The organism is Reichenbachiella faecimaris (genome assembly GCF_900176375.1).
GTDB lineage: Bacteria > Bacteroidota > Bacteroidia > Cytophagales > Cyclobacteriaceae > Reichenbachiella > Reichenbachiella faecimaris.
Window position 1 is genome coordinate 1835052 of sequence record NZ_FWYF01000001.1, and the last position, 26157, is coordinate 1861208.

At 40.5% G+C, this 26157-nt stretch carries 22 protein-coding genes and 1 pseudogene; 12 read left to right on the forward strand and 11 right to left on the reverse strand.

Features of this window, described 5'->3' with window-relative positions; translation table 11 throughout:
• Nucleotides 1-111: 111 nt before the first annotated feature.
• The 3 genes from B9A58_RS07720 to typA all read left to right on the forward strand — a co-directional run bounded on the left by B9A58_RS07720 (nt 112) and on the right by typA (nt 3715).
• Nucleotides 112-999: a diacylglycerol/lipid kinase family protein gene (locus tag B9A58_RS07720; protein ID WP_139793791.1), complete on the forward strand. Its 888-nt coding sequence runs from the start codon at nt 112-114 to the stop codon at nt 997-999.
• A 60-nt stretch (nt 1000-1059) separates the two neighbouring features.
• Entirely contained in the window at nt 1060-1851 is a 792-nt protein-coding gene (locus tag B9A58_RS07725; RefSeq protein WP_084371880.1) for a hypothetical protein, read from the forward strand.
• An 85-nt stretch (nt 1852-1936) separates the two neighbouring features.
• Nucleotides 1937-3715 (forward strand): translational GTPase TypA, encoded by a 1779-nt coding sequence (typA, locus tag B9A58_RS07730; RefSeq protein WP_084371881.1) that lies wholly within the window; start codon nt 1937-1939, stop codon nt 3713-3715.
• 54 nt (nt 3716-3769) lie between these two features.
• On the opposite strand, the gene bshC is transcribed toward typA, so the two are convergent.
• Nucleotides 3770-5329: a bacillithiol biosynthesis cysteine-adding enzyme BshC gene (bshC, locus tag B9A58_RS07735; protein WP_084371882.1), complete on the reverse strand. Its 1560-nt coding sequence runs from the start codon at nt 5327-5329 to the stop codon at nt 3770-3772.
• Nucleotides 5330-5524: 195 nt separating this feature from the next.
• On the opposite strand from bshC, the gene B9A58_RS07740 reads away from it, so the two are divergent.
• Nucleotides 5525-5749, forward strand: a complete 225-nt coding sequence (locus tag B9A58_RS07740) for a hypothetical protein (RefSeq protein WP_084371883.1) — start codon at nt 5525-5527, stop codon at nt 5747-5749.
• Nucleotides 5739-6137 (forward strand): type II toxin-antitoxin system VapC family toxin, encoded by a 399-nt coding sequence (locus B9A58_RS07745; RefSeq protein WP_084371884.1) that lies wholly within the window; start codon nt 5739-5741, stop codon nt 6135-6137. The genes B9A58_RS07740 and B9A58_RS07745 overlap by 11 nt, the downstream gene beginning before the upstream one ends.
• A 2-nt stretch (nt 6138-6139) precedes the next feature.
• On the opposite strand, the gene rimO is transcribed toward B9A58_RS07745, so the two are convergent.
• From rimO to B9A58_RS07775, 6 genes and pseudogenes are all read right to left on the reverse strand, one after another.
• Nucleotides 6140-7453, reverse strand: a complete 1314-nt coding sequence (gene rimO / locus B9A58_RS07750; protein WP_084371885.1) for a 30S ribosomal protein S12 methylthiotransferase RimO — start codon at nt 7451-7453, stop codon at nt 6140-6142.
• A gap of 158 nt (nt 7454-7611) precedes the next feature.
• Nucleotides 7612-8997: a TolC family protein gene (locus B9A58_RS07755; RefSeq protein WP_084371886.1), complete on the reverse strand. Its 1386-nt coding sequence runs from the start codon at nt 8995-8997 to the stop codon at nt 7612-7614.
• 143 nt (nt 8998-9140) lie between these two features.
• Nucleotides 9141-9854 (reverse strand): annotated as a pseudogene (locus B9A58_RS07760) (ABC transporter ATP-binding protein).
• A gap of 40 nt (nt 9855-9894) precedes the next feature.
• Entirely contained in the window at nt 9895-11145 is a 1251-nt protein-coding gene (locus B9A58_RS07765) for an efflux RND transporter periplasmic adaptor subunit (RefSeq protein WP_084371887.1), read from the reverse strand.
• 171 nt (nt 11146-11316) lie between these two features.
• Nucleotides 11317-11862, reverse strand: coding sequence for a hypothetical protein (locus tag B9A58_RS07770; protein ID WP_084371888.1), 546 nt, complete (start codon nt 11860-11862; stop codon nt 11317-11319).
• A 276-nt stretch (nt 11863-12138) separates the two neighbouring features.
• Nucleotides 12139-12435, reverse strand: a complete 297-nt coding sequence (locus tag B9A58_RS07775) for a hypothetical protein (protein ID WP_084371889.1) — start codon at nt 12433-12435, stop codon at nt 12139-12141.
• Nucleotides 12436-12890: 455 nt separating this feature from the next.
• Between B9A58_RS07775 and B9A58_RS07780 the strand changes: the two genes are divergently transcribed.
• The 5 genes from B9A58_RS07780 to B9A58_RS07800 all read left to right on the forward strand — a co-directional run bounded on the left by B9A58_RS07780 (nt 12891) and on the right by B9A58_RS07800 (nt 18231).
• Nucleotides 12891-14873 carry a BatA domain-containing protein gene (locus B9A58_RS07780; protein WP_084371890.1) on the forward strand — a complete coding sequence of 661 codons (1983 nt, stop codon included), beginning with the start codon at nt 12891-12893 and terminating at the stop codon, nt 14871-14873.
• Complete coding sequence (locus B9A58_RS07785; protein ID WP_084371891.1) at nt 14873-16135, forward strand: dihydroorotase; 1263 nt, start codon at nt 14873-14875, stop codon at nt 16133-16135. The genes B9A58_RS07780 and B9A58_RS07785 overlap by 1 nt, the downstream gene beginning before the upstream one ends.
• Nucleotides 16136-16140: 5 nt before the next feature.
• A complete protein-coding gene (locus tag B9A58_RS07790) occupies nt 16141-16659 on the forward strand; it encodes a DUF4199 domain-containing protein (protein WP_084371892.1) in 519 nt (172 codons plus the stop codon).
• Between the two features lie 61 nt (nt 16660-16720).
• Nucleotides 16721-17260, forward strand: coding sequence for a DUF4199 domain-containing protein (locus B9A58_RS07795; RefSeq protein ID WP_084371893.1), 540 nt, complete (start codon nt 16721-16723; stop codon nt 17258-17260).
• Nucleotides 17260-18231, forward strand: coding sequence for a glycosyltransferase family 2 protein (locus B9A58_RS07800; RefSeq protein ID WP_084371894.1), 972 nt, complete (start codon nt 17260-17262; stop codon nt 18229-18231). Before B9A58_RS07795 ends, B9A58_RS07800 begins: the two co-directional genes overlap by 1 nt.
• Here the strand turns inward: B9A58_RS07800 and B9A58_RS07805 are convergent.
• Together B9A58_RS07805 and B9A58_RS07810 are read right to left on the reverse strand one after the other, a co-directional pair.
• The gene (locus B9A58_RS07805; RefSeq protein WP_084371895.1) at nt 18228-18995 is read right to left on the reverse strand and encodes a class I SAM-dependent methyltransferase; all 768 of its coding nucleotides are present in this window, start codon (nt 18993-18995) and stop codon (nt 18228-18230) included. The genes B9A58_RS07800 and B9A58_RS07805 overlap by 4 nt on opposite strands.
• A 57-nt stretch (nt 18996-19052) precedes the next feature.
• Nucleotides 19053-19673 (reverse strand): hypothetical protein, encoded by a 621-nt coding sequence (locus tag B9A58_RS07810; protein WP_084371896.1) that lies wholly within the window; start codon nt 19671-19673, stop codon nt 19053-19055.
• 281 nt (nt 19674-19954) lie between these two features.
• On the opposite strand from B9A58_RS07810, the gene B9A58_RS07815 reads away from it, so the two are divergent.
• Both B9A58_RS07815 and B9A58_RS07820 read left to right on the forward strand, forming a co-directional pair.
• Nucleotides 19955-22405 (forward strand): sodium-translocating pyrophosphatase, encoded by a 2451-nt coding sequence (locus tag B9A58_RS07815; RefSeq protein ID WP_084371897.1) that lies wholly within the window; start codon nt 19955-19957, stop codon nt 22403-22405.
• Between the two features lie 105 nt (nt 22406-22510).
• Entirely contained in the window at nt 22511-23293 is a 783-nt protein-coding gene (locus B9A58_RS07820; protein ID WP_084371898.1) for a DUF3667 domain-containing protein, read from the forward strand.
• A 5-nt stretch (nt 23294-23298) separates the two neighbouring features.
• On the opposite strand, the gene B9A58_RS07825 is transcribed toward B9A58_RS07820, so the two are convergent.
• Both B9A58_RS07825 and B9A58_RS07830 read right to left on the reverse strand, forming a co-directional pair.
• On the reverse strand, nt 23299-24009 hold the full coding sequence (locus B9A58_RS07825) for a tRNA1(Val) (adenine(37)-N6)-methyltransferase (protein WP_084371899.1): 711 nt from the start codon (nt 24007-24009) through the stop codon (nt 23299-23301).
• Nucleotides 24010-24034: 25 nt separating this feature from the next.
• Nucleotides 24035-25966, reverse strand: coding sequence for a tetratricopeptide repeat protein (locus B9A58_RS07830; RefSeq protein WP_084371900.1), 1932 nt, complete (start codon nt 25964-25966; stop codon nt 24035-24037).
• Nucleotides 25967-26157: the final 191 nt, after the last annotated feature.

The window sequence follows — 26157 nt, forward strand, 5'->3', positions numbered from 1 at the left end:
AATATATATGTTGTTACATATATCGTAATTACAAATTAATTCTTCTTATAATTTCCCTATTTTCATCCCCTATATCTATTATTGCCACTCGATTTTGGTTTGACCAAATTTATGCCCATGTACATCATGCCCAAACAGCAGATTCTTTTTGTAATCAACCCAGTTTCTGGCAGTGGAAAATCGTTTGATTGGAAATCGTTGATTTCGGACAACCTGGACTCTACCAGATTCAATTACAACATCCGTTTCACTCAAGCACAAGGAGACGCTATTATTTTCACAAGAGAGGCTGTAGGCCGAGGAATTGACATCATCTGTGCCGTGGGTGGTGATGGAACTATTAACGAAGTAGCTCAAGGACTAATAAATACATCTTCCGCTCTGGCCATCATCCCTAGAGGCTCTGGCAACGGTCTTGCGAGACACTTCAAGATACCTACAGACCCAGCTAAGGCAATAAAGAAATTAAGTGCGAGCCAATTACATTCAATTGACACTGGCCTGCTAAATGAAAAACTTTTCTTGTGTGTGGCTGGATTAGGATTTGATGCTACTGTGGCCAAAGCATTTGACCAGTTCGGAAAAAGAGGACTTCTCACTTATGCCTGGCTATCCATTCGAAATTTCTTCACATATCGAGCTGAGAACTACACAATTACTTTGGATCAAAAGAAAATTATAACCCAAGCATTTTTAATCGCCTTTGCGAATGCCTCTCAATTTGGAAATAACGCCTACATTGCTCCAACTGCCAGTACAGATGACGGGTTGCTCAATCTGGTCATCATAAAACCATTTCCTATTTGGTCAATCTTTGGCCTGATCAGTAAAGTATTCAATAAAAAAATTCACCTTTCTAAGTATTGCGATTCATACTTATTCCAGTCACTTAAGATCGAATCACCCAATTCCATTGCCCACATTGATGGTGAACCTGTCGACTCTGGCCAACAGGTGCAAGTATCTGTCAGACCCAACTCACTCAACATCTTATATTAGGTAATTTAGACTCCTTTAAGATATATTTGTTTTAGAGGCTCTTAGTCGAAAATTGAATTTATGAAAATTGATCTTAACGAGATTTGGGAATTTATGGAATTGGCTCCCAAGCCAAAAACCGCCAATGAGGGGGATCAATGGATCTATGAATTGGTGGCTGGAGATATTACCATATTGCAACTCAAATCGGAAGATATTTTGAATTTGAAAAAGGAAGAAAATTACGACACAGAACTACTGCCTTCAATTTTCACCTTCCGCGAAATACTCTGGCAACCTAATGTTTACACCCAACCTGCCCTTTGCATTCCTCAATTAAATATTCTTAAAGTCTTTTGTGAAGATTATGTGGAAGAACGAAAAAAGGAACAAAATGGGGATATTTGGCCTTATTTCGATTTACTCAACGGTTTAGCTCGTTTTTGCAAGGAAGCACTCGACCGAATACAAGCAGAAAATGATGCTGGCGAAATTAGAATTGCTTCCATTTTAGGAGACTTACGCAAGAGTGCATTTCCAATCATCAAATTCTTCATTTTCCATCCAATGAATAGAAAGGACTATCAAATAGATGCGTTGAATAGATTGAACTATGCAGTAAAAATCATGCTGACTCAATACAACAACAAATACTATGACCTTAGAGATCCATTTTGGGATGTAAGCGTGGGCAATCCCGAAGAACTCGCCAAAAAGAAAGCCTCTCAAAAAGACCTTCCCGAAACAGCTGAATCGGAAGGAAAAAAGTCATCTGAAGTTCAAGAGAATATGTCAAATTCTCCCTTTCCTAAAAACAAAATCATCACTCCCATTATGGTAGATGATACAGATAGTGAACTTGAAGAGCTTTAGCCTATCATTTTAATCATGAATTAATCTCTCAAGTCCTGTGCTTCTCATTTATTAGACGTAATTTTGCGCTTTAATTTTTAGAAGGATGACAGAAATCAGAAACGTTGCTATCATAGCACACGTTGACCACGGCAAGACGACCTTGGTTGACAAGATCATTTACGCTGCTCAGGCAAATGACGCAAAAAGAACGCAGGACAATAACGAATTGATCCTAGATTCAAATGATCTTGAGAGAGAACGTGGGATCACGATTCTTTCAAAAAATGTATCAGTAAACTACAAAGGCACTAAAATCAACATCATTGATACGCCAGGTCACGCCGATTTTGGTGGTGAAGTAGAAAGAGTATTGAGTATGGCTGATGGTGTAATTCTACTAGTAGATGCATTTGAAGGTGCTATGCCTCAAACCAGATTCGTGCTTGGAAAAGCACTTGGCCTTGGTTTGAAACCCATCGTGGTTGTCAACAAAGTAGACAAAGAAAATTGTCGTCCCGACGAAGTACATGAGGAAGTTTTCGACCTCATGTTCAACTTAGAAGCTACAGAAGACCAATTGGACTTCCCCACCCTGTATGGTTCTTCTAAGAACGGCTGGATGAGCCATGATTGGAAAAACGAAACAGGTTCTCTCGAGCCATTGCTGGACACGATCCTAGAATCTATTCCTGCTCCTGAGCAAAAAGAAGGTGTTCTTAGGATGAAAATTACTTCTTTGGACTTTTCTTCATTCACTGGAAGAATCGCCATTGGCAGAATACATCAAGGTTCTATAGCAGTTGGACAAAGCCTGGGCTTAACCAAAAAGGATGATACTGTAAAACGTGTTAGAATAAAAGAATTGCACATTTTCGAAGGCCTGGGTAAGAGAAGTGTGGATAAAGTAGATTGTGGAGATATCTGTGCTGTAACCGGAATCGATGATTTTGAAATTGGAGATACCATTACTGATTTCGACAATCCAGAGCCATTAGAAAGAGTAGGTGTAGATGAGCCTACTATGAATATGCTCTTTACCATCAATAATTCTCCATTCTTCGGTAAAGAAGGGAAATTTGTCACCTCAAGGCACTTGAGGGACAGATTAATGAAAGAGATAGAAAAGAACCTTGCGCTTCGAGTAGAACCTACTGACAGTGAAGATAAATTCTTGGTTTATGGACGTGGTGTACTTCACTTGTCTGTATTGATCGAAACCATGAGAAGAGAGGGCTATGAGCTTCAAGTGGGTCAACCTCAGGTAATTTACAAAGACGTGGACGGTCAAAAGCACGAACCTATCGAGCATTTGGTTATCGACGTACCAGAAGACGTATCTGGAAAGGCTATCGAGTTGGTAACCAAAAGAAAAGGTGAATTGACCATCATGGAGCCTAAAGGCGACGTACAGCATTTAGAGTTCAACATTCCTGCCAGAGGCTTGATAGGTTTAAGAAATCAAGTATTGACTGCAACTGCAGGTGAGGCGGTAATGACTCACAGGTTCAACGGATACGAGCCTTACAAAGGTGATATTCCAGAAAGATTGAACGGATCATTGGTTTCAATGGAAACTGGGCCTGGCACATCTTATTCTATAGACAAACTCCAGGACAGAGGAATATTCTTCGTTTCTCCAGGTGATGACTTGTATGTAGGTCAGGTAATTGGTGAGCACTCTCGTGCAAACGATCTAGCCGTAAACATCCAAAAAGGCAAGCAGTTGACCAACATGAGAAAATCGGGGACTGATGCAAGCATGAAAATTGCTCCTCCTAAGAAATTCTCATTGGAAGAAGCATTGGAATACATCAATAAAGATGAATATGTGGAAGTAACTCCACTGTCCATCAGAATGAGAAAGATAGATTTCAAGGCCTAAGCGCTTTTTCAAGCAGAAAAATTTTAAAAGGCAGCTCAAATGAGTTGTCTTTTTTTATGCCTGTTTGATTACATGCATTCTCAAGTCAAAGGCATCCAAAGATTCCAATATTTCTTTTACGAAATTTGGATTATTCAAATAGAAATTCAGGAAGTTGTCGTGGCGTTCTTGTAATCCTCCACCTGGAAACAGCTTATCTTTCAAAGCAGTGATTTGATTTAATGCAGTTTCGTGTTTTTGTTCCTCAGATTTTTTAAGTCTCTTGGCAATATTATCTAGTCCTTTAGCAGCCTTAGCATGCTCAGCCGCTATAAACCCTTTCAATGAAGCGTCTACCGTTTCTGCCTTTTCAATGAGTAGATCATAGACCTCTTTCAAGTCATCTACTTCTCCGTTAAGGTTCATCTCATTTTCACCATGTTCAGCCAGATAGTCAGCTTTCAATGCTTCTACCTCTCTAAACATGTCAATAGAAGTCAATTCAAACTTCCTCATTTTTTTGATGAAACCTGAATTAATATACAAAGCAAAATTCCTGGGCAGTAGAATAGGAAACGGCGTTTTGTAATGTTCGAAAACTCTTGGTAGCTGTAGCCAATAAATCATTTCTGCTGGCCCTCCCACATAAGCGAGGTTTGGCAAAATCACCTCTTGATATAATGGACGCATCACCACGTTGGGGCTGAATCTTTCAGGATGATTTTCTAGTTCCGAAAGCATCTCAGTTTCCGAGAATTGCAGTGACGTGTTCTTTATGGCGTACAACTTCCCATCCTTGATGATGCGTTCACGACTGCCATCTTGAAGATAAAAGAAATTGATCTCTCTGGCATAAATCTGTGGTTTGTAGCCAGCAGACTCTAAGTCCGAATTAGTTGATTCCACTAGCTCGTTAGAGGTGCTAGTGAGTAATTCGTCTTTGATCACAGGGGCAAACAAAGCTTTCAGCTGAGCATCATCTCCGTCCATCACCACCACTCCTTCATCCGAGAAAAGCTCATTGACATAATACCTAACAGCATTAGCCAAATTATCATTCTCCAAATAAGCCCTCTCAAAAAGTTCAGCCTTTTCTGGTAGTGATTCCAGCATATCTTTTAATCCATCTGTTTTGAATCGCCCAACGGCACCTTTTTGATCAGTTTTCCATTCATACTTTTTTCCAAAAAGATTGAAATAGGATATTTCGTCGAAGTCGTGATCTTCTGAGGCCATCCAATAGACGGGCACAAAATTATAGGCAGGGTATTTTTTCTTGAGGGCTTTGCAGGCATTTACGACTGTAGCGATTTTGTAGATGAAATAAAGTGGCCCTGTAAATATATTGAGTTGGTGACCTGTAGTGATCGTGTAGGCGTTCGATTGTTTTAGGCTGGCAAGATTTGAGCTTACGACTGAAGATTTATTGATTTTTGAATATTGTTTTTCAAGTACCTGACAAAGCACTTTTCTGTTTTCATCAACAAATTGTTTTTTGCTGATTTGCTCCTCAAAACACTCCATCTTGGGACGGAGCCCGTGGAATTTTTTGAGCTCCTCTTTGTTGTCCAAATAGTCTAAAAAGAAGGTTGAGAATGATTGCGTATCGCGTAGATCAATTTTTTCTACCTGCATGCTTTGTCAAGATTTTTCTAAATATAAAAAAGATGCATGGGTTTACGCAAGGTCTAGAAATAAGATGCTGAATTGGTTTAAAACCGTTCAATTATTCAATGACTGGTTCGCCATACAGGTCGAACGGCTCCATTTTTCGACTTCGCAAAATCCATATTACAAGATTAATCGTTAATTTGTATAAAATTCTAAGTTATGAGTATTGCAACAAGAAAGCTTCGGATTATTGAAAAGTTTACCTCTTTAGAGGACAAAGACAAACTATCTAAAATTGAGTCCATTCTAAAAGAAGACGTTTCTCAAAAAGAAAAGTCAAATATTCTTTCTGAACTGTCTGGTTCGTGGGGTAATAAAGAAGCAGATGAAATAAAATTCATCATTGAAGAAAGCTGCGAGAAAATAGACAAATATGACTGGTGAAGCTTTCCTAATTGATACGAACGTAATTAATGATTTTTTCAGGGGTGACAAAGGGATAAAAGAGAACCTTTCAAATAATAATATTTTAATTCCATCCATTGTAGCAGGTGAAATATACTTTGGCGCCTATGCCAGTGGATCGCTAAAAAGCATTGATAATAAACTTCTTCAAATAGAATCCTTTCTAGAGCAATTTCAGCTCGTTAAGGTTGACAAAGAAACCTCTCAAGCGTACGGAGTAATAAAATCTACTTTGAAAAAAAATGGCACTCCAATACCGGAAAATGATATCTGGATTGCTGCGTTTGCATTTCAATATGAACTCACTCTTATTACAAAAGACAGGCACTTTGACCTGATCAAAGAACTTAAAAAGCAGATCTGGTAAATCTAATTGACAGGTTCGCCATACAGGTCGAACGGCTCAGCTGCAGTAATCCTTATATTCGAAAAATCCCCTACACGCAAGTAGTGATCCTTGGCGTTGATTAGTACTTCATTGTCCACCTCAGGAGAATCGAACTCTGTACGGCCCACAAAATACTCTCCATCTTTACGATCAATAAGTGTCTTGTAAGTATTGCCGATTTTACCTTCGTTGATTTCCAATGAAATACCCTCTTGTAATTCCATAAGGGCATCTACTCGCTCGTTTTTTACCTCCTCTGGGACATCGTCATTCATGGTGCCTGCATGTGTATCTTCTTCATGGGAGTACGCAAACACGCCCAATCGATCAAATCTACTCTCCTCTACAAAGTCCATCAACTCCTGAAAATCCTCTTCAGTCTCGCCTGGATGGCCAACAATCATGGTGGTACGAATGGCAATGCCTGGTACCTGCGCTCTAATCTTCTCAAGGAGTTTGGTTGTCTTCTGACGATCAGTACCTCTACGCATCAACTTCAGCACTTTGGAAGAGCCGTGCTGCAAAGGGATATCCAGATAGCTGCAGATGTTTTTCTTCTCGGCCATTACTTTCAATATGTCTTCTGGAAAGCCAGTTGGGAATGCATAGTGCAGCCGAATCCAATCCAGTCCTTCTACTTCGGAAAGCTTTTCCAGCAACTCGGCTAAGTTTCTTTTTTTATAAATGTCAAGACCATAGTAAGTAGAATCCTGAGCAATCAATAGAATTTCTTTCACCCCATTTTTCACCAAGTTCTTGGCTTCCATTACCAATTCTTCAATTGGACGAGATACATGCTTACCACGCATCAAAGGAATCGCGCAGAAAGAACAGGGACGATCACAGCCTTCAGATATTTTTAAATAAGCATAATGCGAATCTGTTGAGGTTTCTCTTTCGCCTATCAACTCATGCTTATAATCAGCTTTAAATTTAGCCAGAATGGACTTGAGGTCTGTTGTACCAAAGTATTCATCTACATCTGGGATTTCCTTGGCCAGATCATCCTTGTATCTGTGAGAGAGGCATCCTGTCACATATAATTTTTCAATGTGGCCTTCCTCTTTGGCATCTACAAACTTGAGTATCGTGTCGATAGATTCTTGCTTGGCATTTTCGATAAATCCGCAAGTGTTTACGATCACGGTGGTTGCGTCGTTTTTCTTAGACTCATGCACAGCGTCAATATCATTTCCCTTCAGTTGTGTCAGGATCACTTCTGAGTCCACCAGGTTTTTGGCGCAACCTAATGTCACGATATTCACCTTCTCCTTTTTTCTGCCTTTCGTCTTCAATGCCTTTGGATTTTATTGAATCGCAAAATTACGGGAAGTGTATCAGAAACCCTAACAGGGTTTGGAACCCTGTTAGGGTTAAGAATTTAAAAAGAACACAAAAAAACCGTCCTGATTTTATCGGGACGGTTTTGAATTTGGAGTTTTGAGTTTTAAACTTATAATAAACCTCTATAAACGTCGAGGATTTTCTTTCTAAAAACGATACTGTATTTCGCATTTACCAATTCAATTTCTGCTCGGTTCTTATTATTTAGACTTTCCAGGTAAGTGAAAAAATCCGTATTCCCGTTTTCGTATCTTGTTTTGGCGAATTCAAAAGATTGGTTAAGCGCTACTAGGTTGTCTTCTGCAGCCTTGTAGGTTTCTTGTGCCGCAACTAAGTCCAGATATACTTGTTGCACATTATTTGTCAAACTGAGTTCGGCGGACTCTAGATTCAATTTTGCATTTTCCCTATTCAGCCTGGCGACTTGGGCATTGGTTCTGATTGTATATCTATTGAAGATCGGCACTGTCATTCTCAGCTCAAGACTCTTGTTGGTCAGATTGCTGTATTGATCTGCTATGGTCAAATCAACTGGCGTACCTGAGGAATTATCTTTATTCAAGGACGAGTATTGCGTAGAGTAGCTACCTAATATTCTTAGTGTTGGCAAATATGCCCCCTGTGCAGCTCTGTGGTTGAAGCTTGCCGCCTCCACATTAGCTTTGGCACTTTTCAGGCTTGGAGAGTACAGTACGCTTTGAGTCAGCACATCCGTAAACTTATCACTTTCAAGTACTGAGGCTTCATCCTCCACACTCACTGGCGCAATGTCATACTCTTCAGAAACATCTAGCTGCAAAGCCTGCAGCAAGGTCAATCTATCCCTTCTGCTTTGATTTTGAAGATTTACTTTGTTAAGATTTTCATTTGCCAACTGAGATTGGAAATTATAGACTTGTGCCAAATCGCCTACTCCCACTTCGTTTCTTTTCTTTTCTCTTTCAAGCTGTGCTTGCAATAGCTCAATCCTATCCTCAGAAATCTCCAATCTCTTTTCGTCCAATATCACATTCAGGTAGGCGCCCAGTACAGTGGCGTTTACTGTTTGCTCTGTAGCTTTGATCTGGTGGATGTTAGATTCCAGCGTTTTAGCCGTTGCCTTTTTATTATAGTGATTAGACAATCCGTTAAAAAGCGTCAAATCTGCATTTAGACTTGAAAAACTACTTTCCCTACCTCCTGTAAAAAACCTTCCCGAACTGTTATCAAAACCAGTTCCATTATTCCAGGTATAATTTGCAAATCCACTCAGCGCTGGCAGGTAGTTCATTATTGCCTGAAAATCATTGGCCTTAGCAATACGCGTATTATTCCTGATTTGCTTTAACTGAATGTTATTGTCCATAGCAATTCGGAGACACTCATCTAAAGTCAAAATTTTCTTGCCATTGGATGACTGAACATTGGTAGAGTCCTGATTTTGCCCGATTGCAGGTAAACCAAGGGCTGTCAACACCAATAAAAAAAACATCCTTTTCACTATTCCTATCTTCATTTCTTCAAGTTTTCAAGTCTTTGAGTATTCCTTGGGGTAGTTGAGTTTGAGTTTTGTCCCTGAGGTTTGGCCGCAGTAAGCCAGCCGATGTACGAAGACCGTACATCGACTACCTTATAGAGCAGTTGTAATTGGTAATTATTTTATACTAGTGCCTTATCCTTGGCATTTACATTTTCTGAAACGATCTGACCATCAAATAAGTGAATCACTCTATCTGCATACTCAGCATCTACTGGTGAGTGAGTTACCATAACTACGGTAGTACCCTGCTCATTCAAGTCGCTCAAAAGTGTCATTACTTCTTGACCATTGGCTGAATCCAAGTTACCTGTAGGCTCATCGGCAAGGATCAATTTAGGCTTGGCTACTACAGCTCTGGAGATAGCCACTCTTTGCTGCTGTCCACCTGATAACTGCTGAGGGAAGTGATTTCTTCTGTGCATGATTTTCATGTGCTCCATCACTTCTTCTACTCTTTTCTTACGTTCAGAAGCAGAATACTTCAAGTAAATCAATGGCAATTCAATGTTTTCGAATACTGTTAATTCGTCGATCAGGTTAAAGCTCTGGAATACAAATCCAATGTTAGCTTTTCTCAAATCAGCTCTTTGTCTTTCGCTATATTCTGAAATCTCCTCGTCTCTGAAATAAAATTCTCATTCAGAAGGATTGTCTAATAGGCCGACTATGTTTAGCAAGGTAGATTTACCACAACCTGATGGCCCCATGATGGCAACGAATTCTCCTTCATTTACATTGAGGTTCACACCTGCCAAAGCAGTAGTTTCAATTTCGTCAGTGTAATAGAATTTCTTTAATCCGTCGGTTTTGAGTAGCGTATTCGCGTTTTCCATTTGAATATTGTTTAGTATGTTTTAGTTCTTAATTGATTACTTATTTGAAGACCAGTCTGTCTTTGTCTTCATAACCATCGTATGAAGAGACAACCACTTTTTCTCCAGGTTGCAAACCTTCGATTACTTCGTAGAATCTAGGGTTTTGACGTCCCAATCTTATGTTTCTTCTCGTAGCAAAGTCACCAGACTCGTCCACTACAAAGATCCAGTTACCGCCTGTGGTCTGATAGAAACTTCCTCTTGGGATTTGTACGGCCTCAATGTTTTCACTCAACTGCAATTTGATCTGCAATGTTTGGCCTCTTCTGATATCAGCTGGCAATTCATTCTCAAATTTTAAATCCACAGAAAACAAACCATTGATGACCTCAGGGTATATTTTATAAATTTTGAGTTGATGTGTTTCTCCTGCGAAATCGAATGTACCTTCCAGTCCCTCGTATATTCTTGCTATATAGTGCTCATCGATAGTTGCTCTTACTTTGAATGCATCCAAATCATCTATCTGACCAATGTTTTGACCTGGCATGATGGACTCTCCTATTTCTACATTGACAGAAGACAAACTACCAGAGATTGGCGCCTTAATAAACAGGTTATCCAAGTTACCTTTGATCATTTCAAGGTTTCTTCGGGTTCTTTCAAGGGTTTCCGTGGTTTGTCTAATTTGATGCTCTGTAGATTTAGTATCAAACTTCTGAGATTCAATTTCAATCACTCGATTCGACACCAATCGGTCATAGGCCCTTTTAAGATTTAAGTACTCTTGTTCTGAGATTACTTTTTCATCACGAAGTTTGGCTCCTCTTTCATAGGCATCCTTTGCTGCATCTATATCATAATCGAGAGCAGTCAGTCTTCTTTTGAGTTCGAATTTGTTTCGCTCTAGCGACAATTTAGTATTGGCCAACTCATTGACCAATCTAAAAGTCTGAGTTTCTTCTCGTACAAAGTTTTGTACCAAGTTGTTGTTAGCCAGTTTCAAAATGGTATCTCCTTTGGTCACCATTTCACCACCCTCTAAGTATTTTCTCTCCACATTTCCTCCTTCTATGGCATCCAGTCTAATGGTTTTGATAGGCATCACATTTCCATCTACGGGGATGAATTCCCTAAACTGCCCTTTCCTTACATCTGAAATATTAATTTTCTCAGCGGACACATTGAGTTTTGAGCCCTTATCAGCAAAGATGAAGTTGTATAGTATAAAAGAGACAAACAGCGCACCGAATGAAATGGATGAAATCTTCCCTACTGTCCATTTTTTCTTTTTAATCTTTTTATCCATTAGTTCATTATAATTTCAAGTTCGGTCAGGGTATGCCAAGAAGAGTGCCATAATATTAGACGTTTGAATATCAGTAACTTACAAATATATGCTTGTCGTCTAGTTGACCAAACTTGTTCAGGTATGAAACAACAGGTGTTCGATTTTGACCACTTTTTACTCTGGCAATAGTTAGAATGGCATGATGCCTAGGGAGAAGCCATAACTAGAGACTTCATACTTGTCGAGAGATAAAGAAGCGTTGAGATGGGTCATGGAAATGGTTTGGTATTGCAGGAAGGCGTCCACTATGAAACATTTCTTAGCTATGAAAAACTTATAGCCAATCCCATATCTATAGCCAGTAGCCAATCTGAGTACATTTTTGATGAGTATAGAACCGTGCCCACGCCCCATGAGAAAAAGACTATTGTCCACTTTATTGAGATAGACACGCAAGGTCAAATCTACTGGCATCACTGACACATCTGGATTATTGTAGCGGGCAAACCCAATCCCTAATCCCGCTGTTGCATGTTTTTTGACAAAGAACACACCCAGTTCTGTATGTACTTCTGAAAATGAAGAGCCTGATTGCCACTGGCTGTGCGTGCTAAAATTCACTACCCTATGGACATCCTTATTAATGCCTTGAGAAAATTGCGTGATATTGTACCAGCCTTTGTTTCTATATGGATCTTGGGCTTGGACTAAGCCTGTGCATAGTGGCAGTAGCAAAAGAATAAAAATTTTAGTTTTGATTTCAGTACGCAGTTAATTAAAAAATAATTCCAAGAGTGAAGCCTACACCCCGTAGCAAATAATTATCTTCTTCTAAGGACTTTCCTACCATACTGATATCAGCACTCATCATAAGATTCTTTCGAGCTAAAAATTTATGCCCAACACCCACGCGCCCGCCATGACCGCTTGCTTAAGATGGCCCGATTTGAACCATAGGCCCCCAATCAAACAAAAAGTAAGGTGACTGAGGACCCTTTACCAAATAATACCTCAAATCAGCATATAGTGGTGCAGTATTAAAACTCGGATTGCTATATCCATCCAATCCAAATCCAATCCAAATCCAATCCCAATAGATAATTTTTCAGGAACAATGAAATATCCGAATATTGTATTCAGACTAACTGCCCTGGGATTTTCCAAGTTTGATTGGGCTACCCCTGTCACGTCATTCACTATTACATAAGTTAGCTGGGTAATGTTGAATAAAGCCTTATTATGCGCAATATCCTGGGCGCATAGGCATTGCATTAAAAACAGCAAAATCGCTGTAAGGCTGATTCTCATAGCTTTGAAATTTAGATAAATGTATTGGAAGGGATAATAGGTTATTGTTGGGTTAGTTGGTTCTTGATAGAGTTAAATGACCAATTCTGGCAATTCGACACAATTATAATAATATTATCAAAAATAAAGAAAAGGGCACAAAAAAGGGTTCAAGACTCCTCCTGAACCCCAAGGTCAAAAACTCAAAATAAAAAGGACTAATCAAATCTTAATCCACAACAACAACACGAATATAAATACTCTATTCTTCAAATAAAAGAACTGAGTTAAGTAATTCGATTATTTACCGTTATACACGAATAATTAGTCTCTCGCCTTCAAAAACATACTTTTCAATGAGCCGAAAATTTATATGGAATGAACTTTGGTTCGATAATATCGTGTACCTGCCAGGATTGACATTTGTAAAAAAATTATTCCTATAGCCAACAAATTTTAATATAGATTTGTCTCTAATGAGCTTTACTTATCCGATTTTTTTGTGGGGACTCTCCGCACTAGCTATTCCGATCATCGTTCACCTATTCAATTTCAGAAAAGCCAAAAGGGTAAGTTTTTCTAATGTCCGATTTTTAGAAAGCATCAAAAAGCAAAGCTCATCCAATCTCAGACTAAAACACTTGTTGATTTTACTTTGTCGACTAATTTTCGTCTTCTTTCTAATACTCACTTTTGCACAACCTTTCATTCCTGGTGAGGAAGAAGGACTCAATAGTAGATCTGTGATGATATATCTGGACAACTCCAACAGTCTATCCAATGTCACAGAAAATGACATCACTGGCTTCAATGAGCTCCTGGATGTCACACAAAAGGTTGTTGGCTTGTATCCTCAAGAAACCAAATTCAACCTGATTACCAATGACTTTCTTCCTGGTAGTAGCATCAGTCGCTCCCAAACAAAGACATTGGAGCTACTAACTGAAATTGAATATTCAAATCTTGCAAGAACTGGAAAAGAAGTGTTTGGCAAGCTTTTGTCTGATCCATCTGATGATTCTAAAGATATCTTTTTACTGACAGATTTCCAGCAATCGACCTTTGGGGCTTTTGAATCCATTGCTGATTCTGTGAATCAGTATCATTTGGTCACTACAAATTCATCCGAACATAGAAACATTTCTATTGATACACTTTTTCTTACCAACCCATTTTTGGTGCCAGATCAAAAGAACAGCGTCCAGGTGAGAGTAAGGAATCAGGGCGGGCTGGTTAACGACTTACAAGTCAAATTTTTTATCAATGAAAGGCAAAGTGGCACCACCAGCATTGATATTGAACCAAATTCCAGCCAAACTGTGACTTTTGAGTTGACTGGTAGTTTGCAAAAAACCAATAAATGCATGATCAGTTTTGAGGATTTTCCGATCACTTTCGACAACGACTATTTCTTTACCCTAAATCAGGCCTCTAAAATAAATATTGTAGAAGTGACGGATCTATCTAATAGCCCAGTGAGTAAAGTGTATCAAAACAATGACCTGTTCAGTTTTACTTCTTTCCAATCCGAAAACATTTCTTACCCCACACTAGAAAAAGCAGATCTGATCATCATCAATGCCCTCAGGGTAATGGAGAATGGACTCAAGGCGCAGGTAGAAAAACAGCTCAGAGAAGGCAAATCTGTCATTTTCATCCCAAAAGGAGAAGAAGCCAGCGCCTATCAGTTTGCCGGAATATTGGTAAAAAGAGATTCCTCTGCCATCAAAACCCCAATGGCTATTCCTGATTTAAAAAATCCATTTTTCGCGAATATTTTTGAATCTATCAGCAGTGATACGCAAATGCCAGAGGTATCTGCCCTATACAACTGGAGTAGCAGTGAAGTCCCATTATTAAAAACCAAAACCAACCAGTCCTATCTCAGTCACTTGTTCCAAAAAGGCAACTTGTACATGTTTTCAAGCCCATTCGCTTCAGCTTATACCAATTTACATCATCACGCGTTGTTTGTTCCTGTGATGCACAGAATTGCCGAACTGAGCAGTACCAACAATCAGGCGCTGGCCTTTAGTGTAGACCATACCAACCTCACATTAGCTGTAGATAGTGTACCCAATGGTCAGCTATACAAACTAAAAAGAGAAGGTGTCGAGTTGATTCCCTCACAGCGAGTTTCTGCTAATGAATTAGTACTGGATATGCCAAAATATCTGTTGACACCTGGCTACTACGACGTGATGCTGGGTGAAGAGTTGATGACAAGCATTGCCTTCAATCATTCCAAAAAAGAATCGAACCTGACTACCCTACCTATTGAAGAAATCCAATCCCGACTATCTGAAATCAGGCATTTGAATGTCTATCAGCCACAGGATGCAACCTCCTTTTCTGAAATAATGAAAGAAAAATATCACCAGCGAGATTTATGGAAATATACCTTAATTTTGTCCCTGATATTTCTTTTTGCTGAAAGTGTGCTACTAAGATTTTTATAATGAATATACTCCTCAGAGAAGCTAAAATCCTCGACCCTCAATCTCCGCATCACAACAAAGTAGTCAATATTCATATCAAGGATGGGCAAATCGCTGCCATCGACAAAAAAGAACATAAAGCCGACACCATCATTGAGGCCAAAGGCCTGCTGCTTTCTGCAGGATGGTTCGACATGAAATCTCATTTTAATGATCCAGGCAACGAGCACAAAGAAGATCTGGCCAGTGGAGCAGCTGCAGCAGCAAAAGGTGGATTTACAGGAGTAGCCACACTACCCAACACTTCGCCTGTAGTACAAACCAAAGGAAACGTTGAATATGTCTTATCAAAATCAAAATCATATTTGATAGACATATACCCCATGGCCGCAGTCACGCTAGATACCAATGGCGAAGACTTGACGGAAATGTTAGACCTTCATGCGGCTGGAGCTGTTGCTTTTACGGACGGAGAAAAACCAATCTGGCATACGGACATGATGCTCAAATCATTGATTTATTTGCAAAAAATTGGCGGTCTGCTCATCAACCAGGCTGAAGATCAGCTACTCACCAGGTTTGGTTCCATGAATGAAGGTACAGTCAGCACCATACTCGGGCTCAAAGGTATGCCTACTCTGGCAGAGCACTTGATGATCAAAAGAGATTTGGATCTCTTGAAATATGCAGGTGGTAAAATTCACTTCTCCAATATTTCTTCAAAAGAGAGTGTCAACTTGATTAAAAAAGCGAAGAAGAAAGGTTTGCAAGTAACGTGCGACGTGAGCATCCATCATCTGATCCACACTGACGAGGATTTAATGGGCTATGACTCCCACTACAAAATCAACCCACCACTCAGAACTGAGAAGGATAGAAAGGCATTGATCAAAGGCCTTCAAGAAGGCGTAATCGATGTGATTGTGACTGCCCATACGCCTCAGGATGAAGAAAACAAGAAACTGGAATTTGACTTGGCTGGATTTGGCATATCAGGTTTGCAAACCATGTTGCCTTCACTTTTAAAATTAGGAAAAGAGCTAGAACCCTCCCTTTGGATAGAGAAGGTGACTACTAATCCAAGGTCAATCTTGAAGCTGGATCTCCCAACAATAAAAGAAAATCAAATTGCAAACCTCACACTATTTGACCCTAAAGCCAAGTGGACACTCAATGATCAATCCAATAAATCCAAATCCAGAAACTCGCCTTTTTTCAATCAAGAACTGACAGGGAAAGTAAAGGCTGTATGTAACGGCGCTCAATTTCAAACCTTCGAATAATTCAAATGAAACCTCTATTCAAAGTCCCGTTTAAATTCGGACTGATTGGTGCAGCCATCAATATTGCCATGTTTTTTGTCTTGCACTGGACGGGTTCTAATCCGCTCATGGAAATGCGAGTCTTCGATTTCTTTATTATTCCCGTTTTTATCTTTTTTGGCATCAAAGAATTCCGCGACACTTTCAATCAGGGATTGATGGAGTTTTGGCAAGGCATGACCGTAGGCTTCTTTATTTATGGAAGTATTGCCCTTTTGTATGCCGTCTTTTTATGGATGGCCTTGCAACTGGCAGACGTGGAGATGCTACAATCTTACATTACTGAAAGTCTGAATGTAATAAAAGAAAACAAAGACATACTAACGGAGGAAATGGGTGCTGACAATTACCAATCATCATATAATGAGGTGAGTAAAACAACGGCCTTGGATATAGCTACTGACAGCTTAGTCAAAAAAGCAGGTATTGGATTTTTACTCACCAGCTTACTTTCGACGATCCTTAAAAAGCAACCAAAAAAATAATTAAACCAAGTCGCCATAATTTAGTTCGACTTTATTTTATTTAACCATAAACTATAACCAAATGGAATCTAAATCAAGCACTGAAGCCATCAAAGGCGGACTTATTGTTGGATTGGTCAGCATCATTTTGACCATGATCGTCTATACCATAGACATTGGTCTCATGGTAGATTGGAAGTTTTCTCTGGGGTCTTTTGCACTTTCAATCTTCCTTTACTCATACATAGGAAAAAAATATCGAGACGATCACACAGAAGGGTTTATCTCTTTCGGAGATGCATTCAAGTTTTTATTTATAGCAGGTATTATTGGCGCCATTATCAATGGTGTGTTTTCCATTGTACTCTTCAACTTTATTGATCCCGAGCTACCAGAAATACTTACTGAGCAGGTGTTGAAAAACACGGAATCCATGATGGAAACTTTTGGTGCGCCTGCTGAGCAAATGGACGAAGCACTAGAGCAAATTGAAAAAGATATGGCAGGTAAATTTTCTGTAGGTGGTATATTGCAAGGCAGTTGGGCCTGGCTATTAGGTGCAGGTCTGATTGGATTAATTTGTGGAGCAATCATCAAAAAGAAAAGACCTGAATTCGAATAATGGCAGAATCTCTGGATATATCTGTAGTCATACCCCTTCTCAATGAAGAAGAGTCATTACCAGAACTCCATAACTGGATCGGCAAAGTGATGGAACAAAAAGGATTTCAATACGAAGTCCTTTTTGTGGATGACGGCAGCACGGATAAATCCTGGAATATCATTAGCGAACTGGCAGAAAGAGACAGCCACGTCAAAGGCATCAAATTCAATAGAAACTATGGTAAGTCAGCCGCACTGAATACTGGTTTTAAAAATGTGAGTGGCCGCGTTGTCATTACCATGGATGCGGACTTGCAGGATAGTCCTGATGAAATTCCGGGCTTGTATGATCAGATCATGAATGAAGGGTATGACTTGGTTTCTGGCTGGAAAAAGAAACGCTACGACCCGATCATGAAAACGATCCCGTCAAAATTTTTCAACTTTGTAGCAAGGAAATTTTCTGGCATCAAACTGCACGATTTCAACTGTGGGCTAAAAGCCTATAAAAAGGAGGTGGTCAAATCCATAGACGTTTATGGCGAGATGCACCGTTATATTCCATTCTTAGCCAAAGGTCAAGGATTTGCAAAAATTGGAGAGCGTGTGGTTCAGCACCAGGCAAGAAAATATGGGGAGACCAAATTTGGCTTAGAACGATTTATTTTTGGTTTCTTGGATTTACTTTCCATTTCCTTTGTGTCCAAATTCAAAAAACGACCCATGCACTTCTTTGGATCATTTGGGACACTGTCTTTCTTTTTTGGGACAATAATCACTTTTTGGGTGATAGGCAGAAAAATATATGAGGTACAGATGGGTCTTCCTGCTAGAGACGTAGTGGATCAGCCGCTGTTCTTCTTGGCTCTGGTGGCCGTCATTATAGGTGTGCAGCTTTTCTTGGCAGGATTCATTGGCGAGATGATGACGCAGTCTTCCACTCGAAAAAATGATTACCTGGTAAGCAAGAAGATTGGGTTGAGGGATTAATTCTTCCTACACAAGTGAATAATCTCATCCTTGGGTAAAGCAAATCGAACTTGTTCGTCTAAGGAAAGTGAATTCACATAATCATCCTCCACTACGGTAAACCCAGCCTTTCGCAAACGTTCTGGGTAGTCTTTGCCATAGAGTCTCACATGATCATCTTGACCAAATAGCTTTTCGCGCTCCTTAGGATCTGTGACGGTATCATCTTCAAATGTCACGTCTGGCACTGGATGAAAAATTGGAATTTGAATAATCGCCCAGCCTCCTGGCTTCAGGACGCGATAGATTTCTTTCATGGATTGAATGTCATCCACTACATGCTCCATCACGTGGTTGCAAAAAGCGACATCAAATCTATTGTCGTCAAATGGCATGTCGTGAATGTCCATTTTCACTTTAGCCAGTGGCGACTCCAAATCGGCCGTGATGTATTGATCGCCGTGAATTATTTCAAATCGTTTGATAAAGCAAATTTCAGGCGCGATGTGCAGTACCTCTTGACCAGGTTTGAAAAAGCTAGTTTTCTGTTTGAGATACAACCACATCAGTCTGTGACGTTCTAAAGCCAAACAATTTGGGCAAAGGGCATTGGCTCTGGCTACTCTTCCATAAGGAACGAATTTGGAAAAATGACTTTCACATACTGGGCACTCTACTTGATTGCCTTTATAAAATAAAGCCACCACCTTAAGTGCAACATGACTAAAAAGCTGTAGGTGTTTTCGCGGGATATGGCGGACAACAAAACTGATGATTCTCTTCAAAGCATTTGAAATTAAGGCGCAAATATAACGCTAGGCTCTAAGAAGGGAAGAAATCACTTACTTTTCTATCAACTCTTCCAATTCATGATTGACCATGTCGTAGTCGAATTTGAAAGTATATTTAGTGGATTCCATTTTGTCAATGATCTCACGCACATGTGCGATTACTTTTTCCTCTTTATGTTTCAAATGCTCATCTTCTACAAACTTCAACGAGGCAATCATCTCAGCGAAAGTTGCATTCATAAATTGCATGGCTCTGTACTTTTCACCTTTGTCCAGGTTGTTTTCTGAAATTGTCATACAGGCATAAGCTATAGAATTGAGTGCATTAAAAAAGGCCCTGTTCAGGTCATCTTCTTCCAGATTGTCCATTCGCATCTCCTTTTCCACTAACTCTAAATCTTCCACTGCTTGTTCCATAAAAGCAATGGATGAACTATCTGTATACTGTTCGATCACCCTCATTTTCATCATTGCGTCATCCAGCTCCTGAATGGCATGTTTATAATCTCCATTGACGATCAGATGACGGGCATCTGAAAGATGCTTCACTGGCTCCATAGCCAAATCAATGGTCAACTCATTGTGAATCAAATTCACCAAATGCAAAACAGCAATAGAAGTTAGGATAACAAGGATGCTGGAGATGGCTGTAGTTTTCTTTTCGGCTGACATCTTAGGAAATGGGTCTTAATTAAATAATTTTCGGTCAGTAAAGTACGAAATAATAGTGAAACTGCTTTCTGTTCCTTCTGATTTCAAACCAATTACATAGGGAGTATTGAAATAGTCCACTAAAATGTGAAATAGAGCCAACCACAGACGCTCCTCTTACCCTCAGCTACATTATTTTTTATTCTTGACTGATCTCTTATATTTGCGCTGGTTTAAATGAGAGGGCATTATGCCCTTTTTTGATTTTTAAATTTGAGTTTAAAAAATTCTAGGAAAAAGATATGAGTAATTTGATTTACGTGCCAATCGTATTGGCCTGTCTAGGACTTGTTTTCATGCTGATCAAAATGGCATGGGTAAAGAAACAAAGCCCTGGAAATGAGAAGATGCAAGAAATCTCTAAAAACATTAAAGAAGGAGCATTAGCCTTTTTGAGTGCTGAGTATAGACTGTTAGCCATCTTTGTAGTTGCTGCTTCTGCTGCGCTATTCGGAATTTCAACCCTGGTTGAAACTACTAGCTGGATGATCGTACCAGCGTTTGTTGTTGGAGCTATTTTTTCTGCTGCTGCAGGAAACATTGGTATGCGAATCGCTACTGAAGCTAACGCGAGAACAACTGAAGCCGCCAGAACCAGTTTGCCAAATGCCTTGAAAGTCTCTTTTGGCGGTGGTACTGTGATGGGACTAGGAGTGGCAGGTTTGGCTGTATTGGGACTTAGCCTATTTTTCTTGGTTTTCACCAAAATGTTCATGGGCAGTGGCTCTTTCTACAATGACATGACTATGGTATTGGAAGCCTTAGCAGGTTTTTCACTAGGTGCTGAATCAATCGCACTTTTCGCCAGAGTAGGTGGTGGTATCTATACCAAGGCAGCTGATGTAGGTGCTGACCTTGTAGGTAAAGTAGAAGCTGGAATTCCAGAAGATGATCCAAGGAACCCCGCCACTATTGCTGACAACGTAGGTGACAATGTGGGTGATGTAGCAGGTATGGGAGCTGACCTATTTGGTTCTTATGTAGCTACTGTACTGGCCTCAATGGTGCTAGGTAACTATATCATCAAAGACATGGCTGATGCTGGTATTGTATTAGATACGTTTGGCGGCATGGGGCCAATTTTGTTGCCTATTATGATAGCTGGCGTAGGTATTATAGCTTCAATCCTAGGTACGTTCTTAATTAGCATCAAAGACAATTCTGCTAAAGAGGATCAAGTACAAAAAGCATTAAACACTGGAAACATCGTTTCTATCCTATTGACTGCAGTGGCTGGGTGGTTCTTGATCGACTACATGCTGCCAGAAACCATCGTAGGTATGAAATTTTTTGGTGAAGGCACTATGGATATCCCAAGCCGCCACGTATTCTATGCCACCTTGGTAGGATTAGGCGTGGGTTATTTAATCTCCATGTTTACTGAGTACTATACTGCATTGGGCAAGAAGCCAGTCATGGATATTGTAACCAACTCATCTACTGGAGCTGCTACCAACATCATTGCTGGTTTGGCTACAGGTATGATTTCTACTTTCTCATCTGTGATTCTTTTCGCCATTGCGATCTGGGGATCTTACGAACTGGCTGGATTCTATGGGGTAGCCATTGCAGCTTCTGCCATGATGGCCACTACTGCTATGCAGTTGGCGATTGATGCTTTCGGCCCTATCGCGGACAATGCAGGTGGTGTAGCTGAAATGAGCGAATGCCCTGCAGAAGTAAGGGAAAGAACGGATATTTTAGATTCTGTTGGTAACACCACTGCTGCCGTAGGGAAAGGATTTGCCATTGCTTCTGCGGCTTTGACTGCTCTAGCACTTTTTGCTGCTTATGTGACCTTCACAGGTATTGATGGCATCAACATTTTCAAAGCTGACGTATTAGCTGCTTTGTTCATTGGAGGCATGATTCCTGTAGTTTTCTCTGCCTTGGCTATGAAGTCAGTAGGTAAAGCAGCCATGGAAATGGTAATGGAAGTAAGACGTCAGTTCAAAGAAATTCCGGGCATTCTGGAAGGAACTGGGAAACCTGATTATGCGAGATGTGTAGAAATCTCTACAAAAGCTGCATTGAAAGAAATGATGCTGCCAGGTGCCTTGACTATCATCACGCCAATCACCATTGGATTTGCCATGGGGCCTGAAGCATTAGGTGCTTATATGGCTGGTGTAGCGGTATCTGGTGTGATGTGGGCGATTTTCCAAAACAATGCTGGTGGTGCATGGGACAACGCAAAGAAATCTTTCGAAGCTGGTGTCATGATCAACGGCGAGATGACTTACAAAGGATCAGAAGCGCACAAAGCGGCAGTAACAGGTGATACTGTTGGTGATCCATTCAAAGACACTTCCGGGCCTTCTATGAACATTTTAATCAAATTGACTTGCCTGGTAGGTCTAGTGATCGCTCCTATCTTGGGCGAGGTCTATGGAACTGGTGGACACGGAAACGAAACCAAAATGGAAATGATGGGTTGCAAGCACGAGGGTGCATGTACTGCTGCTTGTCATGCCAAAATGGACAAGAAAGAATGTAAGCCAGGATGCACAAAAGCATGTTGTGCGGCTAAAGAAGCTAAGAAAGAAGTGAAGATAATGATGTCTGGCGAAGAAGCTAGTACTACGGCTATTGTTGAACGGAAGTCAATTGTTGACGGAAAAGAAACGATAAAACTAGATACTTTGACGGGCACTAAAACCGAGGTAGAAGCTCAGTTGGAAGAGTTGAAGTAAGAAAGGCTTCTTAAAGAATAGAAAAGCGAGGGATGAGAATCTCTCGCTTTTTTTGTACCTACTCTTTGTTTGATTATACTTGAATAACTATCTCTGCCAAGTCCAATGAAAACATGCATTCAATGTGGTGAACCCTCCAACAGCAATTATTGCTCGAACTGTGGTCAGAAACAAAACATCAGAAGGCTGACGCTGGCATCTTTTTTCAGTGATTTCTTCAGTCGTATTTATGGATTAGATGGAGCCTTCCCTAATACGATTATTGGCCTTACCAAAAACCCAGCCAAGGTTGCGCAAGACTATATCAGAGGTATTCGAGGTAAGTATGTAGGCCCTGTTGGTTATTACTTTCTCATCTTTACTATATTTTTTCTTCTGGTCCAACTCTCAGACTACACACTAAACGACTACCTACCTAAAACAGAAAATTTTGCCGAATCGATTGTTGACAACAACAACCTAAAAGAAGGTCAAAATGCCAGAGAAATTGCGCTTGCAGTCAAACAAAGAATATTTAATAACCTTCAATATGTTCATGTTTTTCTTGTGCCAATTCTTGCATTTTGGTGTGGCGTTTGGTTCAAAAAATCGAACTATAATTTTATAGAAAATACTGTTCTTTCATTTTTCATACACGCCCAAGGAACCGTTGTCAATCTTAATGGTTTTGTAATTTTCATTTTCACAGGGCTTAAGAATAATACTATAATCAATTTGATCATCATATTGTATTATGCATGGAGCATGAGCCTGTTTTATACAGGAAAGGCCAAATTATCATCCCTATGCAAAGGACTGATCGCTTATCTTTTCACATATATTTCGTTTTTGCTTTTTGTGGCTGTAATCGTGCTGATAAGTCTAATTGTAAGAGGACGAGTCAGTTAAAATTATTAGAGCTTCAAATAATAACCTTTTAGAAGCCGATTGAATTTTTTCGAATGCAGTTGCCCTTCTCTAATGTTCAACTCTTCTGATGAAATAGAGTGCTCAGCCTTAGAAACTTTGGAGATGATTCTAAAAATTGGCCCATAGGGTTGATTGCGAATGACCAAGGCTTGAGCATAGCGTAAACCATTGCGCTCAACCTCTACTCTAAATTGCTCAGATTCTAACTCTGGATAAAGAATATACGCCCTTCCCTTTTCAGTAAGCAAGGATTTCAAAACCAGCGCAAGATTAGCCTTGTCAAAATCCATGGTATCGTGCTTGGCTAGGTTATTCTTACTCTGATCTGATTTTAAACTATTCGTGAAAAATGGGGGATTGGACACTATCAAGTCATAGGTTAGATCAGTCGATTTTGCCCATTCAAAAATATTTTGATTAATGACTTGAATCCTGTCTGCCCACTTAGATTCAAGTATATTTTGCCTGGCTTGCTCTGCTGCTTTGGCATCCAATTCGACAGCTTCGATTGGCACCTCAATCCGCTGTGCCAACATCATAGCCAGCAGCCCAGTTCCAGTACCAATATCCAAAATTCTTTTCGCCTGCGTATCTGGCACCCAAGCACCCAAAATACAAGCTTCTGTGCTCACTTTCATGGCGCATTGTCCCTGATGCACGGTGAATTTTTTGAATTGGAAGTAAGAATTGGGCATACGTTCTTATGAAAAGCGTAAACTACTAGAGACTTCTTATACCTTCCTCCTGTGCGCTCACATTCATGCGCATCCGCGTGATTTTTTGGTCCAGCTCATCCATCATGGCCTTGAACTCCGACTCCTGTTGGATGCTTTTGATTAATCGAGTCGTCATGAGACTGGAGCGATCCAGGTACCCAAGGTCAATGGCCTTGCTCAACCAGCGCAGCGCTTCGGTCTTTTCTCTGATACTGGCATAACACATAGAAATATTAGCAGCCAAATAAGAGTCATCACTATCTTCCGCCTGTTTTAGCAGGGATTGTAGTGTGGGTTCTATCAAGGCCCTGGCTGAGTCCTGCTGACCTGTCTCCCAGAGTAAGCACCCTAAACCCACGGATACAGCATAATACACGACAGGATCAAAGTCGGGACTGGACATGGCTTGCCGGGCATAGTGGTAGAAAAGTGCCGTATCTACATCAATTGCTACATCTGCCGCCAGTTCATTGAGGAAAGCATCGGTGGGATCCACGGCCACCAGATTTTCCAGATGCTGTTTGGCTTTATCGGTTTGTCCCTGCTTGTCATACAGATAGGCAAGACCGTAATGTGAATAATAACCCCTTGGATTGAGGGCAAGTGCTTGCTGATAGGCCTGCTCTGCTTCCTCGAACATTTCCAATAGTAAATATTTCTCCCCCAATGAAGTATAATTTGCGAAATCCAATGGATTGATTTGGATGCTTTTTATGTGCAACGGGATCGCTTCGTCCAGCCTGCCAATTAGCGCAAAAATATTAGCAAGATTACCTATGGCAGGATTATAATTGGGATTGAGGCTGATGGCCCGTTGGTATTTTTCTATGGCCTGGGCAAAGTCACCCTTAACTTGATAGGCGAATGCCCACGCCTTCCAGGCCTCTGAAGCATTGGGACTGATGTTCACTGCCCTTTCCCCTAGGGCAAGGGCAGTGTCTATATAATCTAATGGTAAAAAACGCATTGCTGATGGATTTCCCTGACAATACGCATCTGCCAGTCCTGCATAGGCCAGCCCAAAACCGGGATCAAGTGCGATGGCTTCTTTAAAGTAGCCAATGGCACGCTTCATGGCCTCTGGCTCGTAGGTGTTGTATTCTTCTCTTCCCTTCAGGTAAATGTTGTAAGCGGCTATGTTTTCAGTAGGTTTCTGGTTGAGCTTCTCTTTTTCTTGTGGGGAAAGACGGGCTTGCAGTTTGCTTGCTACCTCTTCGGCCACTTGCGTCTGGATCGCAAAGATGTCGTCCATGCGTTTGTCGTAGTTTTCTGCCCACTCTTGCTCTTCTGGGTTTACCTGTACCAGCTGACAGCTGATTCGTATCTGCTCGCCTGCCTTGCGGATACTGCCCGTGAGCAGATAGCCTACACCAAGCTCTTCGCCTATCTCATTGATGGTTTTGCCTTTGCTGTCATAGTCGCGCAGGGTGAAATTACTCAGTACCCTGAGATCACCTATTTTCGAAATGTGGGTGAGGATATCCTCGGTCACACCTTTGGCAAAGTAAGCATCTTCTTCCGAACTCATATTTTCAAAAGGCAGTACGGCAATTGATTTTTGAGGTGCGGTGGGATCGGAAACTCCTGTGAAATTGAATACCCGATCGGTAATCAGAAGAACAACGGCAAGTGCTAAACCTCCAATAATGAATGCATTCAGGCGCTTGCCAGTTTCTTGGTAGACGGAGGTTTCTACGGCTACTTCAGTGGTTTTTCGAAAGCCCGTAGGTGTCCATTCATACACATAGGCGAAGACCACCCAGATCGGGAAGCCTCCAATCAGTGCATACAGGATGTATTTGATCGCCGTATCCGGTATTTCAAAAGCAGGAAAAAGTATATCAGCAGCTTGCAGAACCGCCCAAGAGATCACCGCGTAGGAGATCGAAGCTTTGATGACATTGCGGCGCTGGAGTTCTTGAAGAAATTTATTCACGAGTGGTTAACTAGTTTTTTTTCTAAATATAGGCAAAAGAGGCTCTTTTTGTGCTGAGTTGGGAGTGATCTTAAACCACTTTATGATAGAAACTATGTCCCATGCTATTTTCTAGTACCAATCTCATGATTTTTAATGGTTTGGAAAAGAGGTGAGTGGCTGCAAGGATTCGTTTCATCGGATGTCTATCA